At 71.2% G+C, this 15,916-nt stretch carries 12 protein-coding genes, 1 tRNA gene and 1 pseudogene; 3 read left to right on the top strand and 11 right to left on the bottom strand.

The genetic code is table 11. The features are described from left to right. Nucleotides 1–152 precede the first annotated feature (152 nt). From BLU27_RS27555 to BLU27_RS27585, 7 genes and pseudogenes are all read right to left on the bottom strand, one after another. Nucleotides 153–2,674, bottom strand: a pseudogene (locus tag BLU27_RS27555) (polynucleotide kinase-phosphatase). Beyond that, nucleotides 2,667–4,079 carry a 3' terminal RNA ribose 2'-O-methyltransferase Hen1 gene (locus tag BLU27_RS27560; RefSeq protein ID WP_092656601.1) on the bottom strand — a complete coding sequence of 471 codons (1,413 nt, stop codon included), beginning with the start codon at nucleotides 4,077–4,079 and terminating at the stop codon, nucleotides 2,667–2,669. The pseudogene BLU27_RS27555 and the gene BLU27_RS27560 overlap by 8 nt, the downstream one beginning before the upstream one ends. 94 nt (nucleotides 4,080–4,173) lie before the next feature. Further along, nucleotides 4,174–4,250, bottom strand: a tRNA-Met gene (locus BLU27_RS27565). A gap of 127 nt (nucleotides 4,251–4,377) precedes the next feature. Beyond that, entirely contained in the window at nucleotides 4,378–7,365 is a 2,988-nt protein-coding gene (locus BLU27_RS27570; RefSeq protein WP_092656602.1) for a UPF0182 family membrane protein, read from the bottom strand. A 183-nt stretch (nucleotides 7,366–7,548) separates the two neighbouring features. Then, the gene (locus tag BLU27_RS27575; RefSeq protein ID WP_092656604.1) at nucleotides 7,549–8,604 is read right to left on the bottom strand and encodes a YlbL family protein; all 1,056 of its coding nucleotides are present in this window, start codon (nucleotides 8,602–8,604) and stop codon (nucleotides 7,549–7,551) included. Between the two features lie 102 nt (nucleotides 8,605–8,706). Beyond that, the gene (locus BLU27_RS27580) at nucleotides 8,707–9,210 is read right to left on the bottom strand and encodes a molybdenum cofactor biosynthesis protein MoaE (protein WP_338417587.1); all 504 of its coding nucleotides are present in this window, start codon (nucleotides 9,208–9,210) and stop codon (nucleotides 8,707–8,709) included. Beyond that, nucleotides 9,207–10,247 (bottom strand): NAD-dependent epimerase/dehydratase family protein, encoded by a 1,041-nt coding sequence (locus tag BLU27_RS27585; RefSeq protein ID WP_241827674.1) that lies wholly within the window; start codon nucleotides 10,245–10,247, stop codon nucleotides 9,207–9,209. The genes BLU27_RS27580 and BLU27_RS27585 overlap by 4 nt, the downstream gene beginning before the upstream one ends. 226 nt (nucleotides 10,248–10,473) lie before the next feature. Here BLU27_RS27585 and BLU27_RS27590 point away from each other — a divergent pair, with 226 nt between their 5' ends. Beyond that, nucleotides 10,474–11,808, top strand: coding sequence for a zinc-dependent metalloprotease (locus tag BLU27_RS27590; RefSeq protein WP_092656608.1), 1,335 nt, complete (start codon nucleotides 10,474–10,476; stop codon nucleotides 11,806–11,808). After that, the gene (locus BLU27_RS27595) at nucleotides 11,805–12,374 is read left to right on the top strand and encodes an NUDIX hydrolase (protein ID WP_197681601.1); all 570 of its coding nucleotides are present in this window, start codon (nucleotides 11,805–11,807) and stop codon (nucleotides 12,372–12,374) included. Before BLU27_RS27590 ends, BLU27_RS27595 begins: the two co-directional genes overlap by 4 nt. Nucleotides 12,375–12,451: 77 nt before the next feature. On the opposite strand, the gene BLU27_RS27600 is transcribed toward BLU27_RS27595, so the two are convergent. Beyond that, nucleotides 12,452–12,691, bottom strand: coding sequence for a hypothetical protein (locus tag BLU27_RS27600; protein WP_092656610.1), 240 nt, complete (start codon nucleotides 12,689–12,691; stop codon nucleotides 12,452–12,454). A 274-nt stretch (nucleotides 12,692–12,965) separates the two neighbouring features. Between BLU27_RS27600 and def the strand changes: the two genes are divergently transcribed. Continuing rightward, the gene (gene def / locus BLU27_RS27605) at nucleotides 12,966–13,544 is read left to right on the top strand and encodes a peptide deformylase (protein WP_092656612.1); all 579 of its coding nucleotides are present in this window, start codon (nucleotides 12,966–12,968) and stop codon (nucleotides 13,542–13,544) included. Between the two features lie 68 nt (nucleotides 13,545–13,612). On the opposite strand, the gene BLU27_RS27610 is transcribed toward def, so the two are convergent. The 3 genes from BLU27_RS27610 to BLU27_RS27620 all read right to left on the bottom strand — a co-directional run bounded on the left by BLU27_RS27610 (nucleotide 13,613) and on the right by BLU27_RS27620 (nucleotide 15,501). After that, nucleotides 13,613–14,242, bottom strand: a complete 630-nt coding sequence (locus tag BLU27_RS27610) for an STAS domain-containing protein (RefSeq protein WP_157728828.1) — start codon at nucleotides 14,240–14,242, stop codon at nucleotides 13,613–13,615. Between the two features lie 122 nt (nucleotides 14,243–14,364). Continuing rightward, on the bottom strand, nucleotides 14,365–14,790 hold the full coding sequence (locus BLU27_RS27615) for a hypothetical protein (RefSeq protein ID WP_092656616.1): 426 nt from the start codon (nucleotides 14,788–14,790) through the stop codon (nucleotides 14,365–14,367). A gap of 123 nt (nucleotides 14,791–14,913) precedes the next feature. Continuing rightward, entirely contained in the window at nucleotides 14,914–15,501 is a 588-nt protein-coding gene (locus BLU27_RS27620) for a M48 metallopeptidase family protein (protein ID WP_092656618.1), read from the bottom strand. Nucleotides 15,502–15,916 lie beyond the last annotated feature (415 nt).

A 15,916-nucleotide genomic window follows, 5' to 3' on the forward strand; every position in this document is an offset into this window, starting at 1 on the left:
GCTCAGGATCGGGGGGCGCAGAGCTGGATGCTCGAGTTGCCGGCCGGGGGGTCGGACTGCGGGTCGAACGAGACGTCGTCCCGGTGCTCGACCCCCAGCACCTTCCAGCGCAGGGTGACTGAACCGGCCCGGGTCCTACGAACCGGAGCCGGTCACAGTCGAGGGTCGACCGGCTCGGACTCCAGTGCGAGAACCGCGAAGACCGACTGGTGGACCTTCCAGAGGGGCTGGTGGCCGACGAAGGCGGTCAGTGCCTCCAGTCCCAGTCCGTGCTCACGATGGGCGAGCTGGCGTTTCTTCCCCAAGTGGCGCCCACGGAGCACGTCGAGGGACTCGGTGTAGTCGGGGCCGTAGATGATCCGGAGGTACTCCCGGCCACGCACCTTGATGCCGGGCTGGATCCGCCCATGCACGAGTGCGCGGGCTTGACCACCATGCCCTCTCCCCCGTCAGCCGTCAGGTCCAGCCACCACCGGGTGGCCGCGTCGCGTTCGTCTTGCGAGGCGAGGTCGACGAAGCGGTGCCGCGTCGGCGTGATCAAGTCGTCCTCCAGCTTCGCGAGCTCGGCGAGGTGCCACTCGTGCGACTCGGTGAGCGCGAGCGCGCGGCCCTCGCAGGCGAGGATCTGGAACGGCGCGAGGGTCACTCCGTCCAGCCCGTCGGTGGGCCGGACGTACGCGGCGTAGGCGTCCCGGAAGGCCTCGGCGTTCCTCAGCCGCCGCCGCGACCGGTCGAGAGCGTCACCGACGTCGAGTCCGCGCGACGCCGCCTGCTCCAGTACGGCCAGTGCCTCGGGCAGCACGGTGCGGGCAGCCGCGCACACCGAGGCGTACTGCGCCTTGATGAGGTCGAGCGCCTTGGCCGACCAGGGCAGGAGTTCGCAGTCGAGGGCGAGCCAGTCCGTGTCCAGCGACTCGAACAGCGGCTCGGCCGCGAGGCGCAGCCGGTCGACGAGATCGGCGGTGTCGGTGAAGAACGGCCGGCCGGTGCGCGTGTAGACCACGCCGGTGGTACCGTCCCCCACTCCGAAGCGGCGTTCGGCGGCGTCGGCGTCCTTCGCGATCACCGCGACGGCGCGCGAGCCCATGTGCTTCTCCTCGCACACCACGCGCGAGACACCCCACCCGGCGTACTCCTCGAAGGCCTGCTCGGGGCGCTCCAGGAAGCCCTCGGTCGCGGAGGTCGCGACCGGCGACATGGTGGGCGGCAGGTAGATCAGCCACCGCGGGTCGACCGCGAAACGGCTCATGATCTCCAGCGCGGCCGCGGCGTTCTCCTCCGGGATCTTGACCTTGCCGGCGTGGGTGGTTTCCAGCCAGCGGGTGCCGGCGACGTCGCCGATCCGCAGCACCGAGGCCTCCCGGTCCGCCATGGCCGTCGCGAGGGGGCGGACCGGCTCGTACCACTGCTGTTCGGCCGGGACGGACACGATCTCGCGCTCGGGGTAGCGCAGCGCGGTGAGCGCGCCACCGAAGACGGCGCCGGTGTCCAGGCAGATGGTGTTGTTGATCCACTCCGCCGCCGGGACCGGGGTGTGGCCGTAGACGACGACCGCCTGACCGCGGTACTCCTGCGCCCACGGGTGGCGGACGGGCAGGCCGTACTCGTCGGTCTCCCCCGTCGTATCGCCGTACAGCGCGAACGAACGCACCCGGCCCGACGAGCGCCCGTGGTAGGACTCCTTCAGCCCGGCGTGCGCGACCACCAGCTTCCCGTCGTCGAGGACGTAGTGGCTGAGGAGGCCGTCCATGAACGTGTACGCCCGGGCACGGAACTCCTCCGGCTCGCTCTCCAGTTGGGCGAGCGACTCGGCCAGGCCGTGGGAGACGGTCACCTTGGAGCCCCTGAGCGCACGGACGAGCTTGGCTTCGTGGTTGCCGGACACGCAGAAGGCGTTGCCGGACGTGACCATTCCCATGACGAGGCGGAGTACGCCCGGGGTGTCCGGGCCGCGGTCGACGAGGTCGCCGACGAAGGCGGCCTGCCGGCCCTCCGGGTGCGTGGCGCCGACCGCCGCGTTGCCTGCGTACTCGATCTTCCAGCCGAGTTCGGCGAGCAGGGTGCGAAGCTCGGACGCGCATCCGTGCACGTCCCCGATGAGGTCGAAGGGGCCGTGCTCGTCCGTGCGGTCGTTCCAGGGGCGCTCGCGAACGATCTCGGCGCCGTCGATCTGGTCGGCACCACGCAGGACGTGGACGCGGCGGAACCCCTCCTTGTTCAGCCGCCGCACCGACCGCCTGAGATCGCGGTGCTGGCGGGAGACGACGTGAGCGCCGAAGTCGCGCTCGGGGCGCTGCCGGTTGCGCTCGACCGCGACCTGCTCGGGGACGTCGAGGACGATCGCGTCGACCAGCACGTCGTGGCTTCTGGCGAGCTTGACCAGCGTCGCGCGCGCCGCCTGCTGGACGTTGGTGGCGTCGACGACGGTGAGCAGCCCGCGGCGCAGTCGGGTGCCGGCGATGTAGTGGAGTACGTCGAAGGCGTCCGGTGTGGCCGACTGGTCGTTCTCGTCGTCTGCCACCAGGCCACGGCAGAAGTCGCTGGAGACGACCTCGGTGGGCTTGAAGTGGCGGCGGGCGAAGGTGGACTTGCCGCTGCCGGAGACACCGACCAGGACGACGAGCCCCATGGCGGGAACGGCGACCTGCTGCCGGCCAGCTGTCACGTCAGTCATCGTTGCCCTCCTTCCGGGTGAAGATCGCCAGCTGGGTCGGGGCCCCGAGGGTCTCGTCGAGGTCGCCGATACCGCGAAGGTCGACCTGGTAGCCGTACGTCCCAGCGACGCGGCCGGACCACTCGGCGAACTCCTCCCGGGTCCACTCGAACCGGTGGTCGGGGTGCCGCATGCCGGCGAGCCCTTCGTAGAGCACGTTGTACTCGGCGTTGGGTGTCGTCACGATGACGGCCCCCGGCCCGGCCGCGCCGAACACCACGCGTTCGAGCGCCTCCAGGCGGGGCGGGTCGACGTGCTCGACGACCTCCATCAACACGGCGGCGTCGAAGCCGGCGAGCCGGTCGTCCTCGTAGGTGAGGGCGCTCTGGAACAGCTCGACCCGCTCGGCCTGCCGCTCGCTCATCCGGTCCAGCCGCAGGCGCCGCGCGGCGTACTGGAGGGAGCGGGTGGAGACGTCGCTACCCGCGACGCGGGTGAACGCCGGGGTCTTCACCAGCCGGTCCAGGAACTGCCCCGGGCCACAACCGAGGTCGATCACCGTCCTCGCGCCCACCTCGAGCAGGACCTGGTGGACCGCCTCGTGTCGCTGGATGTTCAGCGGGACCCGCTTCTCCTCCGGCTGCGAGACATCCTCGTCCTCGGGCGGCTCGACGGCCTCCTCGACCTCATCGCCGAGCTCGGCGAGCCGTGCGAGCGCCGTCCGGGTGAGCCCGCTCCGGCGCCCCAGATAGCGGCGGGTGATGAGGGTGGCTTCTGGGTGACTGCCGAGCCAGCCCACGCCCGACCTCAGCAGCTTGTCCACCTCGTCGGGGCCCTGCCAGTAGTGCTTGGATTCGTCCAGCACCGGCAGGAGCACGTGCAGCTGGTTGAGCGCGTCGGCAAGCCGGACGACGCCGGTCAGCCGGAGGCGCACGTAGCGGGAGGCACCCCACTCGGCGAACGCCTCGTCGAGCGGGACGGGCTCGGCCTCGACCGCCCAGCCGAGGGGTGCGAAGAGCCGGTGCGCGATGTCGGCACCACCCCGGCACGGAAGGGTGGGAACGACGATCTCGAGAGGGATCGCCGAGTCGGCCAGCTCCTGCCGGGATGCGCATCGTCCGCTCCGGGCGGTGCTGAACACGTCCGCCATCGCCACCCCCAGCAGGGACGACGCGGCGTAGGACCGGTCGTTGACGTACTGCGCCAGGCTGAAGTCGGGAGCGTTCCTCGCCTGTGACCGTGCCAGCCGCACCGGGTCGACGTCGAGCATGAGCGCGGCGGTGCAGCGTTCCGTGGTGGCTTCGGGATAGAAGACCGTCACGGTGCCGAACGACTGCCTGAACTCCTGCACGCGGTCGGGATGCTTGTGCAGGAGGTAACCGAGGTCGGTTGCCGGCTGGTGGGTGGTCGAGACGGTCAGCAGCACGGGCTCAGTCTGCCCGAGCCGGCGGTGCGCCAGCGAGGCAAATGTTCGGCACATACGAACAGAGGCCCGGAGGAAATCCTCCGGGCCTCTGAGTTGGTAGCGGGGGCAGGATTCGAACCTGCGACCTCTGGGTTATGAGCCCAGCGAGCTACCGAGCTGCTCCACCCCGCGGCGACGTGTTAAAGAGTACGGGTCATGGTGGCCGAGTGCAAATCGGCCCCCTCCGCCGCAGGACGGGAGCATTCGCCCGGTTTGCCCCGGTCGTCGTCCCGCCCTACGGCGCAGGTCCGTGCGTCGCCTAGCCGGGCCTGGGCGCCGGCGTGGGTGTCCGGGTCGGCGTCGCCTTGGGCGTCGGTTTCGGCGTCGGTTTGCCCGCACTGTCACGCTCCGCGGCCTGGGCCTTCGCTGCCCGGCCCACCGCCTCCTGTGCCCGCGCCACCGCGTCCGCGTACCCCTTGAGGTCGCCCTTCTGCAAAGCGGCCTGCGCCTCGTCGAACGCCTTGCTCGCCTCGGCCAGCGCCGCGGCGACTGTCTCCGAGGGCTGGCTGGGCTGGTTCGGCCGCTTGCCGGGTTGCCCGGGCTGGTTCGGCTGGCCGCCGGCGTTCTCCCCGGTGTCGGCACCCGCGTCGCCCTGGAACACCATGTTCAGCGCTTCCTGCAGCGTCGTGCCCACCCCCGTCTGCCCGCCGAAGGACGCCAGCACGAGCCGGAGCAGCGGGTACGACGCGTCGCCGGAGCCGCTCTCGACGTACACCGGCTGGACGTAGAGCAGTCCGCCGCCGACCGGCAACGTGAGCAGGTTGCCCTTGGTTGCCCGGCTGTCACCGCGGGTCAGCGGCAGCAGCTTGTCGGCCACCCGGGTGTCGGAGTTGAGCTTGTTGGCGATCTGGCTCGGCCCGTCGATCTGGGTCTTGTCGGCCAGTTGCAGCACCCGGATCTTGCCGTAGTCCTTCGATCTGGCGTCGGCGTCGACGGCGACGAACGCCGCGAGGTTCTCGCGGTTGAAGTAGATGTAGGTCGAGGTGAGCGAGAACGCCGGGCTCTGCTCCCCCGGCATCCGCACCGACAGGTAGTACGCCGGCTGCTTGGCGCCCTGCTGGGTCGGGTCGGAGGGCACCCGCCACCGCTCGGTGCCCTGGTAGAAGGAGCCGGCGTCGGTGACGTGGTACTGCGCGAGGATCTCCCGCTGGATCTTCATCAGGTCCTCGGGGTAGCGCACGTGGTCCAGCAGCGCGTCGGGCATCTTCGACTTCGGCTGCACGGTGTTGGGGAACGCCTTCATCCAGGTGCGCAGCACCGGGTCCTTGTCGTCCCACTGGTACAGCGAGACCGTCCCGTCGTAGGCGTCGACCGTCGCCTTCACCGAGTTGCGGACGTAGTTGAGGCGTTCGCTGGGCTGGCCCGCGATCGCCGGCTGCCGCGTCAGCGACGTCGAGGTCGCGTCGTCCAGCAGCAGCCGCTGGGACAACGGGTAGTCGGCCGACATGGTGTAGCCGTCGATGATCCACTTGATCCGGCCGCCGACGACCGCGGGATACGGGTCGGAGTCGAGACTCAGCCACGGTGCGACCTTCTGGACCCGCTCACGCGGGTCACGGTCGTACAGCACCTTCGACGCGGAGTTGATCCGCGACTGGTTGAGCAGGATGTTGAAATCCTGGAACTTCGCGGCGTAGAGCAGCCGGCGACCGAAGGAGCCGATCGGCACCCCGCCCTTGCCCTGGTAGGTGTTGGTGGTCTGGGCGTCACCACTGCCGCCGGGGATGTCGAGCTCCACCGGCTTGGCGCCCTTGGGCGCGCCCACGATGGAGTACGGCGGCGACTCCTCGCCGAAGTAGATCCGGGGCTCGTACTTCCCGAGCTCGCCCTGGGTGGGGATGCCGCCCTGCAGCCACTGAGGACTGCCTTCCGGGGTGCGCTGGTTGCCGTACGCGCCCACCAGGCCGTAGCCGTGGGTGTAGACGGTGTGGTCGTTGTTCCAGTTGCGCTGGTCGGCCGGAACGCCCGCGAGGCTGAGTTCGCGCACCGCCACCACCGCGTCGCGCGACTCGCCGTTGATCTTGTACCGGTCGACGTCCAGCGGCTTGTTGAAGGTGTAGAAGCCGCGCACCTGCTGCAGTTGCTCGAACGTCTCCCCCACGATCGCGGGGTCGATCAGCCGTACGCCCGGCAGAGTGTCGGCGTCGTCGGCCAGCTGACCGGCGGTGGTGCTCGTCTTCGCGGTGTACTCGGTCACCTCGGTGCCGTTCACGCCGTACGCCTGGCGGGTGGCGTCGATGTTGCGCTGGATGTACTTGCTCTCCTTGACCGGCTCGTTCGGGCGTACGGTCACCTGCTGGATGATCGCCGGCCAGGCCCAGCCGAGCAGCACCGTGGACAGCACCAGCAGGCCCACCCCGAGACCGGGCAGCAGCCAGGTGCGGCGGACGACGTTGGCGAAGAACAGCAGCGCGCAGATCGCCGCGATCACTGTCAACACCGTCTTGGCAGGAAGGACCGCGTGCGCGTCGGTGTAGGTGAGGCCGGTGAACGCCTGGTTGGACATCCGGTGGCCGGCGGTGACCAGGCCGTAGCGGTCGAACCAGTAGGCGACCGCCTTGAGGAGAACGAACAGCCCGAGCAGCACCGACACGTGCGCCTGGGCGGCGGCGGACGCCTTCTGTCCCTGCGTCTGAAGTCGGATGCCGCCGTAGAGGTAGTGCGCGACCAGGGCGGCGATCAGCGACAGCACGATGACGGAGAAGCCGAACCCGATCAGGAAGCGGTACCACGGATAGCCGAACACGAAGAACGACACGTCCAGGTTGAACTGCGGGTCCCTGGTGCCGAAGCTGGTGGCGTTGCGCCACTGCAGGAAGGTCTCCCACCGGCCGGCCGCACTCGACCCCGCGATCAGCGCGAACAGCAGCGCCGCGACACCCGCGATCAGCTTGCGGTGCGGGTCGACCACGGCGCGGTAGCGGTCCAGGGTCTGTTGCTCGGTCGACATCGCGCGGTAGCGGGGCCGGAGGCGGTACGCCAGGGCGAGGTTGGCGAACACGGCGGCGCCCAGGAGAACGCCGAAGACGGCGAACATCCCGATCTTGGTGACCAGCGTCGTGGTGAAGACACCGGAGTAGTCGACCGCGCCGAACCACAGCCGCTCGGTCCAGAAGTTGGTGAAGATACCGAAGACCGCCATGAGTACGACCAGCACCACGATGGTGGGAACCAGTGCACGGGTGCGGACGTTGCCCCCGGGGAAGCCTCGCCTGGACGGATCGCGCGGGGCGGAGAAGCTGCTCACGTGGTCCTCGTTCCTCGGTGCGGGGGGTTTCTTCGGCCTGAGTCTTCGTCGGGGTTCTTCGGCGGAGGTCGGGAGAGTGGGTACACCGAAGCGGACGCACGGGACGTCCCGCCGTCAGTGAGGCAACTTCGGGCAAGGCCGCGGAGTTCCCACCCACCCGGTCGGTCGTGGTACGGCGACCGGTCAGCCCCTGCCACAGGTCGGCACGGTGGCCTTGGGGTTCTTGTTCAGAACCTCCAATGCCGAGACGGCATCACGCAGTGTAGCGATTCGGACAAGCCGGATGTCCTTGGTGGACGCCCCGGCCGCCGCCGGGCAGTTCGCCGCCGGCACGAGGAAGGTCGTGGCGCCGCCCTCCTTCGCGCCCGCGATCTTCTGCTGGATCCCGCCGATCGGGCCGACCTTGCCGTCGGCGTCGATGGTGCCGGTGCCGGCGACGTGCCGTCCCCCGGTCAGCTGGCCGGCGGTGAGCTTGTCGACGATCGCCAGCGCGAACATCGTGCCCGCGCTCGGCCCGCCGATGTCCTGGCCGAGGTTGATCCGCACCGCGAACGGGAACTGGAAGCCGTCGAACGGCTGGATCCCCACGAACGCGCGCTTGGCGTCGGTCGGCGACTTCGTGGTGGTGATGGTGACCTCGCGCGGCTTGCCGCCCCGGCGGACGGAGAACACCAGCTTGTCCCCGGGCTGGTGCCGGCCCACCAGCGCCACGACCTGCTGGGCGCTGGAGACCTTCGTGCCGTCGACGGCCAGGATCACGTCGGCGGCCTTCAGCCGGCCCACCGCCGGCGACTTCTCCACCACGGCCTTGACCTGCACCACCGAGGTCACCTTGTCGCCGGTCTGCCGCAGTGCTGCGGCGATCGCCGCCTGCTGGGAGGTCTCCATCTGCTCGGCGTTCTGCTCCTGCACCTGCGCCGGCGTCTGGTTGGGCGGGTAGACGTAGTCGCGGGGAATGACGGCCACCCGCGGGTCGAGCCACCCGGCCACCATGCCGGCGAGGTCGAGCTTCTGGTCCGGGCTGGTGACCGCCACCGTGGTGAGGTCCAGCTGTCCCTTCGTGGGGTAGGTCCGGTGCCCCTCGATGGTGATGACCGGCTTGCCGGACACCTTGCCCAGGGTGTTCTCGGTCGGCCCGGGGCTCATCGCGACGTACGGAACGGGTACCAACCACGCGAGAGCGACCAGGGCGACGAGCAGGACGGCGGTCAGCGCCATCGTCGCGGTACGGCGGGACATGGGGGCAAGGTTAGGTGACGCCGCCCCGGTCACCTCGACAGGCGTGCTCGAGACGCGCCCCGGACCTGGGACCGACTCCGCGCGCCGGCCCGAGGACAGACCCTAGGCGCCGACCCACTCCGCGTCGCCGTCGGTGAACCGCTGGTGCTTCCACAGCGGAACCCGCGCCTTCAGGTCGTCGATCAGCATCCGGGCGGCCGCGAACGCGGCGTCGCGGTGGGGTGCGGACACTCCCACGACGACCGCGGCCTCGCCGATGGCCAGGTCACCGATGCGGTGCACGGCCGCGAGGCCGCACACCGGATGCGCCGCGACGACCTCCTCGGCGACGGCGCGCAACTCCCGCAGCGCGAGCGGGTGCGCTTCGTACCCGAGTTCGGTCACCGAGCGGCCCTCGTCGTGGTCGCGGACCGCGCCGACGAACAGGCAGAAGCCGCCTGCCCGCGGATCGGCGATCGCCGCGAGCACCTCGTCGGCGGACAGCGGGCTCTCTCGAAGGTCGAGCAGCCGGATCCGGTCGTCCGGTGTCACGTCCGGCTGCCCGGACCCGTAGGCGTCCGGCACCTCCGTCGCGGTGGTCGCCGTCGGCTCGGTCGAGTCGGTCACGTTCCCCCTCTGGTCTTGCGGCGCCTGGCCCGTCGGACGACGGCGGCCGTACCCAGCAGCGCCACCGTCGCACCGGCGGCGCCCAGCGTGGCGGTCTCCCGCCGGCCGATCCGCCGGCCCAGCGCGGTGTGCCTTCCGGCCACGTCGGTCGCGAGAGCCTCGCACGCGGTGGTGTTGTCGTGGACGGGACGCCAACCGGCGGCCAGCAACTTGTCCGAGGAGACTACCCAGGGGTGACTGACGTACGCGAGGTCGCTGGCCGGCGCGGGAGTGAGCCCGAGGCGGTGCAGGCGTTCGGCCGCACCCAGCGCGAGGCTCTCGGGGAGTTCGAGCCGGGGCAGGCCGACGAGCTTCTCCACCTCGTCCTGCTCCAGGAAGCCCTCGCTGCCGACCGTCACCGAACCCTCGACCCGGCCGAGCGTTGCCCATTCCAGCGCGCTCAGCAGGTCGTCGACGTGACAGAACTGCCAGCTCGGCCGGCTGCCCCGGATCACCAGCAGCCGCGCCGCCTCGAAGTGCCGGGTGAGGAAGGTGTCGACGGCACCGCCCACCACCATCGCCGGGCGCACCACCGTCACCGACAGCCCCGGATGCGCCCGCGGTGCCCGCCGGGCCAGCCACTCGATCTCCAGCAGGTCGGCCACCACGCCCTCGGGCCGGGCACGCAAGGGAGCGTCGTCGGGCAGGGGCACGGGGTTGTCGGCGAGCGCGCCGTACACCATCGCGCTCGTACACAGCACGATCCGGGGTACGCCGGACGCCGCCGCGGCGGTCAGCACGGTCTGCGCGCCGCGGACATTGCGGGCACTCCGCTGCCGCGGCTCGGTATCGGGCGAAAGGTCGACGTCGAGGTGAACCACCACGTCACACCCGACGATCCGCCGCGCGACAGCGGGGTCCCGGATGTCGAGCACCCGCCACTCCACGCCCTCGACGTCGCCACGTCGCTCGTCCAGGCCGACGACGCGGTTGATCTCCTCCAGACCGGCCAGCCGCTCGGCCAGGGCCCGGCCCAGCCCGGAGGCAGCACCGGTCACCGCCACGACCAGACCACCGCCACGACGGGCCTGCGGGGTGCGGCGCGTGGTGCGCCGGGGGCGCCGGGCACCAACGGGGGTGGGTTCGTCGTTCAGTGGGAGACTCCCGGGCTAGGTTGGACGACATGAACTGCTCGCTTCGTGCGGCGGGGACACGTCGGGCCGCACAGCCCGGACCCGATCCCCACCACACGCAGCTGTCCCTCATCCTGCCGGAGGTCCAACCGTGAGCAACGACGAGCCCGGCCCGGGTCGCGAGGGCGAGGAGCCCGAGAAGCGTCCACCCGGCGGCCAGGACAACCCGTTCGCGGGGTTCGACCTCGGCGCGATCTTCGGTCAGCTGCAGAACATGTTCTCGTGGCAGGGCGGCCCTATCAACTGGCAACTCGCCGTCGAGACGGCCAAGCAGACGATCCGCCAGACCGGTGACGCGTCCCTCACCGCACAGGAGCGTGCCCAGGTCGACCAGACCGTACGCCTCGCCGAGCACTGGCTCGACGAGGCCACCAGCCTCCCGGCCGCCTCGGCCGGGCAGGCGCTGGCGTGGAACCGCGCCGAGTGGCTGGACGGCACTCTGCCCGCGTGGAAGAAGCTGGTCGAGCCGCTGGCCGCACACGTGGTCGGCGCGATGGGACAGGCGCTGCCGGAGCAGGCGGCCGGCATGGGCGCCCAGCTCACCGGCGTACTCACCCAGGTCGGCGGGATGATGTTCGGCGCCCAGGTAGGCCAGGGCCTCGGCCAGCTCGCCACCGAGGTGGTCGGCGCGACCGACATCGGGCTGCCGCTCGGGCCGGCCGGGCAGCCGGTGCTCGTGCCCGCCAACATCGCGGCGTTCGGCAGCGGGCTCGACCTGCCCGCGGACGACGTACGCCTCTATCTCGCGTTGCGCGAGTGCGCGCACCAGCGGCTCTTCCATCACGCACCATGGCTCACGGCGCACCTGTTCTCCGCTGTCGAGGAGTACGCCCGCGGGATGCACGTCGACACCTCCAAGCTGGAGGAGGCGGTCGGCACCATCGACATGTCCAACCCCGAGGCGCTCAACGAGGCGCTCGCCGGCGGACTCCTGGAGCCCGAGGAGACCCCCCGGCAGAAGGCCGCGCTCGCCCGGCTGGAGACTGCGCTCGCCCTGGTCGAGGGCTGGGTCGATGACGTGGTCACCTCCGCCGCCACGCCGAGGATGCCGTCCGCCCCGCTGTTGCACGAGGCGATCCGCCGTCGCCGCGCCGAGGGCGGACCGGCCGAGCAGACGTTCGTGACGCTGGTGGGACTGGAGATCCGGCCGCGACGGATGCGCGACGCGGCAACGGTGTGGGCGTCGTTGCGGGAGACCCGCGGCGTCAGCGGCCGGGAGGCGCTGTGGGCCCACCCCGACATGCTCCCCACGGGGGACGACCTGGACGACGCGAAGGGATTCGCCGAGCGGGCGGCCTCACCCGACCGGATGGACATCGGTGACCTGGGCTTCGACGAGCCCGGCCAGGGCCCGGCCGGCGACGAAGGCCGCGGCGACGAGGGCCCGGGCGAGGAAGGTCGCGGCGACGACGGCACCGCCCGGTGAGCGCGCCGTACACCGACCGGGCGAGTTCCCTGCACGCCGACGCGGTGCGCGTCCTGTCGGCCTGGCAGCCACCGACCCCGGAGCAGGCGACGCTGCGGCAGGACTACCTCGACCATCTCGCCGCCCGGCCCGACGGGGTGTGGCGCGCCTGCACGCCGGCGCACGTCACCGCCGGCATGGTCGTCGTCGACCCGACGGCCGAGCACGTCCTCCTCGTCCTGCACGGACGGATCCAGCTGTGGGTGCAGCCGGGCGGGCACTGCGAGGAGAGTGACGTCTCACTGGCCGCGGCGGCCACCCGGGAGGCGGTGGAGGAGACCGGGGTTGCCGACCTGCGGGTGGGCGAGCAGCCACTCCTGCTGTCCAGGCACGGCGCGCCCTGCCTGGCGGACACGCATCTCGACGTGCAGTACCTCGGCATCGCTCCCTACGGCGCGACGCCGGTGGTGAGCGCGGAGTCGGCGGACGTGCGGTGGTTCGGGGTGGACGAACTCCCCGACGACCTCGCGTCGGGAGTGGCGGACAGCGTGGCCGCCGCGCGGCAGGCGGTGTCGGCGCTCGCCTGAGGCGTTGCACCTGCTCCCACCTGCAGGCACGTCCGCCCCGGGCCCGGGGTCGGAACGCCGGGGCTTGAGGGCCCGGCTCAGGACAGCGCGAGGACGGCGACCACCAGGAGGACCACGAGGACGGCCGCGCCGGCAACCACCGTGATCATCCGCGTACGGCTGCTGGACGGCGCGGCGCCCCGCCCGTCGACGTACTTCTGGAACATCACCGTGCTGGCGCCCGGGTCCTCCTCGGAACTGCCCGGCCGGGCCTCCGGCCGGCGGGGGTTCGCGGGTGGCTGGGTCACGTCTTCTGGTGGCTTGTTCGGGTCCGCCATGCGAGGACCATACCGACCTGTCCCCGTGCGGTGCGGGTCGGTGCCACCCGGTGCAGTGGGTGCCGTCGGCCTCACCCGAGTGAGCCGCGCGAGGGAGCCGCGCGAAGAAGCCGCCCGAGTGCCGCCGGGGATCGGTTTCCCGGCGTGGAATACGGTGATCGCCGGAGGCCCGAACCGGCCGCCCCGGACCGGCCCCGACCTGCGGCCGAGGAGCCGGACGAACGACCGGTGCCGCCCCTGCCGAGGCGCGGCCCGAGCTTGCTGAGGAGAAACCGTGGGCACGTTGCCCGAGGGAGGAACCGTCCGCCCGATGACGCGGTGGGGCGACCCCGTCATGCACCGCCCGTGCCGCCCGGTCGAGGCGTTCGACCCCGAGCTCCACGCGCTCGTGGCCGACATGACCGCGACGATGGACGCCGCGGACGGCGTTGGCCTCGCCGCCAACCAGGTCGGTGTGGATCTTCGGGTGTTCGTGTTCCGCTGTGCGGACGACGGGGGCGTCATCCACCAGGGTGTGGTGTGCAACCCCGTCCTCGACGTGCCGACCGGTGCCGGTCGCCGCCTCGTGGAGGAGGAGGAAGGCTGCCTTTCCCTCCCCGGCGCGTACGCTCCGTGTGCCCGGCCCGACGAGGCGACCGTCCGGGGCGTGGACGAGTACGGCAACCCGGTCGAGTTCCGCGGAACCGGCATGCTGGCCCGCTGCCTGCAGCACGAGACCGACCACCTGGACGGAACGGTCTTCGCCGACCGGCTGTCCCGGCGGATACGCCGGCGGCTGTTCGGGGAGGCGGAGATCGCCGCCGATGAGTTCCCCGACGACTGGCCCGTCTCGTCCCGGCACGCCGACGGCTGATCCGCTGCTCCGCAACCGGTCAGGTCGGGTCGGATCGGGAAGTCGGATCGGCAGGTCAGATCGGCAGGTCAGATCGGCAGGGGCGCGAGCCGATCCTCCAGCTCCGCGAGCACGTCCCGGGTGGTGACGGCCGGTCCGGGCAGGTCCTCGAACGCCGCCAGCAGCGCGGTCCGCAGTCGCAGGTGGACCGTGCCGGCGAGCATCCGGGTCACCGCCCCGGTCGCCCGCAGCCGGTCCAGCACCGTTGTCGTGCCGGTCGCGAGGTACAGGCGCATCCCGCTCGCCCGCAGCGAGTAGCACAGCTCGACCAGTGCCTCACACCCGTCGTCGTCGATGTCCGGTGCCTGGTCGAGGGTGAGCACGACCACGTACGGAAGCGGCCGGCAGGCCCCGATCCGTCGTAGCACCGCCGTGACCAGTACCGACGCCGAGGGGCACAGCAGTGCCTCCGTCGGCTGCAGGCAGAGCACGTCCTGCGGGATCGCCGCCCGGCCGGTCAGCGGCCGTGAGCGTGCGGTCGCGACAGGCTGGGCAACTGCGGGGTGGATGAGTGGCGGGGTGACCTGGCCCGGAAACCGCTCGGTCCTCGAACGTCCGCTCGGGCGTTCGCCTTTGGTCCCCCGCGGTGCGACCTTTCGGGCCAGCCCGAACACGTCATCCAGGATCATCAGCCAGCCCCCGCACCGAACGTCTGCCACCAGCTCCTGAGGGGAGTCTCGGCAACCCGGAGGGAGTTCACCTCACCCGGCCGGGATGAACCCCGGGGTCCCACAGGCCGAGGGTCAGGCCCCGGAGATCGGTCCGGAAGCCGGTACGAAGATCAGCCGCGCTCGGACGGGTGCAGCTGGGCGGCGATGTAGGGCCCGACGAGTTCGGAGCAGGCCCGGCGCGGAGCGGCGACCTCCACCATCGCCCCGTCGTCCAGCCGGATCCGCAGCAGCAGCGGACACGGCCCCAGTCGGCGCAGCGTCGACGGGGCCACCTCGAGGTCCTCGGCGAACCGGCATTCGAGGACGAGCACCTGGTTCAGGGCGAACCGGCGGTAGACGACAAGCACGTCGTGAGCCCACAAGGCGTACGACATCCGGCGCGGCCAGCGGTAGCCGAGGGCTTCCACACCCCACGACGTGCTGCGCACCTTGCACCGGAAGACCCCGGATGCGTTGATGATGCGGCGTCTGCGCGCGAGGATCCGGATGCCGAGGTAGATCCACACCAGCAGGGCTCCGGTCAGCAGCCACAGCATGAGCACCTCCCCGCGCGAAGTCGCCAGACTCGCCAGTCCCCCGCTCCACCCTGGGTCGGCACCCGAACGCCCCACCACACCCACCGGGGATGAATCGTGGGTACGACACGCCGGCGCGAGACGTCAGTCCGCGCACTCCTCCAGCGGCAGCTGGGCGGCCGCCGCGACCCCCTCGAGATAGCCGCGTGCCCGATCGGCCTGCGGGTAGTTGCGGACCAGCGACCAGAACCTTGCGGTGTGGCCGGGTTCGACCAGGTGCACCAGCTCGTGGATGAGAACGTAGTCGATCACCCAGGCGGGCATCCCCCGCAGCCGCGTGGACAGCCGGACCGTGCCGTCGCTGGGGGTGCACGAACCCCACCGCATGCCCTGGTTTCCGACCCATCGGACGCTGGTCGGCAGCGGAGCGTCACCGAGATAACGGCGCGTGAGCGTGCGGGCCCGGGTGAGCAACTCCTCGTCGCTGGGTCGCCGGCGCTGCTCCATCGCCGTCAGCCGGTCGAGCATCACGCCGACCCAGCGGCGTTCCTCGTCCACGCTCATCCGCGCGGGAAGGAGCACCACCACCCGGTCGCCCTCGCGGTAGGCGCTCACGGTGCGGCGCCGGCGCGGACTGCGGCGTACCTCCACCTGGCAGGACTCGAAGCGCGAGGGGTCGGTCTTCCCGTCCAGTCGCGGCTCGGTGCGCTGCCTCGGTGCCGGCTTGGCCACGACTGCAACGTACCCCGCCGGACCGACAGGAGCCGCCCAGGTTCGGCGGGCGAGTTTCTTCTCCACAGTCGGTGGATGACCAAACCTGCAGGTCAAAGGGATGTTTGGCCGAGATCGCGCACATTGTCCACAGTCGCTCCCCAGGGCTGTCCACCGTCGCGCGGCCACCCATGCACAACCTCTCCACAGACCCGTCCACATCGGGAGGAAACCTGACATTGACGCCCGCCGTCCGCGGTCGTTAAGTTCGGCAGACACGAGCCCCCGGAAGGGCCGAGCCCGTTCGCAAGGGGAAGGCGCACGGACCCGGACAACTCCGGGGGTTTCGTACGCCCCGATCCCGCCTCACCGGACTCGGTCGCCGTGCAGCCCCCGGCGGAGGGTAACGTCGACACGGCGCCGCACCGATCGCCCG

Origin of the sequence: Actinopolymorpha singaporensis, from assembly GCF_900104745.1 — a bacterium.
GTDB lineage: Bacteria > Actinomycetota > Actinomycetes > Propionibacteriales > Actinopolymorphaceae > Actinopolymorpha > Actinopolymorpha singaporensis.

Coding starts and splice junctions, on each gene's coding strand:
- BLU27_RS27575 (WP_092656604.1), bottom strand. CDS start 8,604: ATGTCCCGCCGTACCGCGACGATGGCGCTGACCGCCGTCCTGCTCGTC.
- BLU27_RS27600 (WP_092656610.1), bottom strand. CDS start 12,691: ATGGCGGACCCGAACAAGCCACCAGAAGACGTGACCCAGCCACCCGCG.
- BLU27_RS27615 (WP_092656616.1), bottom strand. CDS start 14,790: ATGCTGTGGCTGCTGACCGGAGCCCTGCTGGTGTGGATCTACCTCGGC.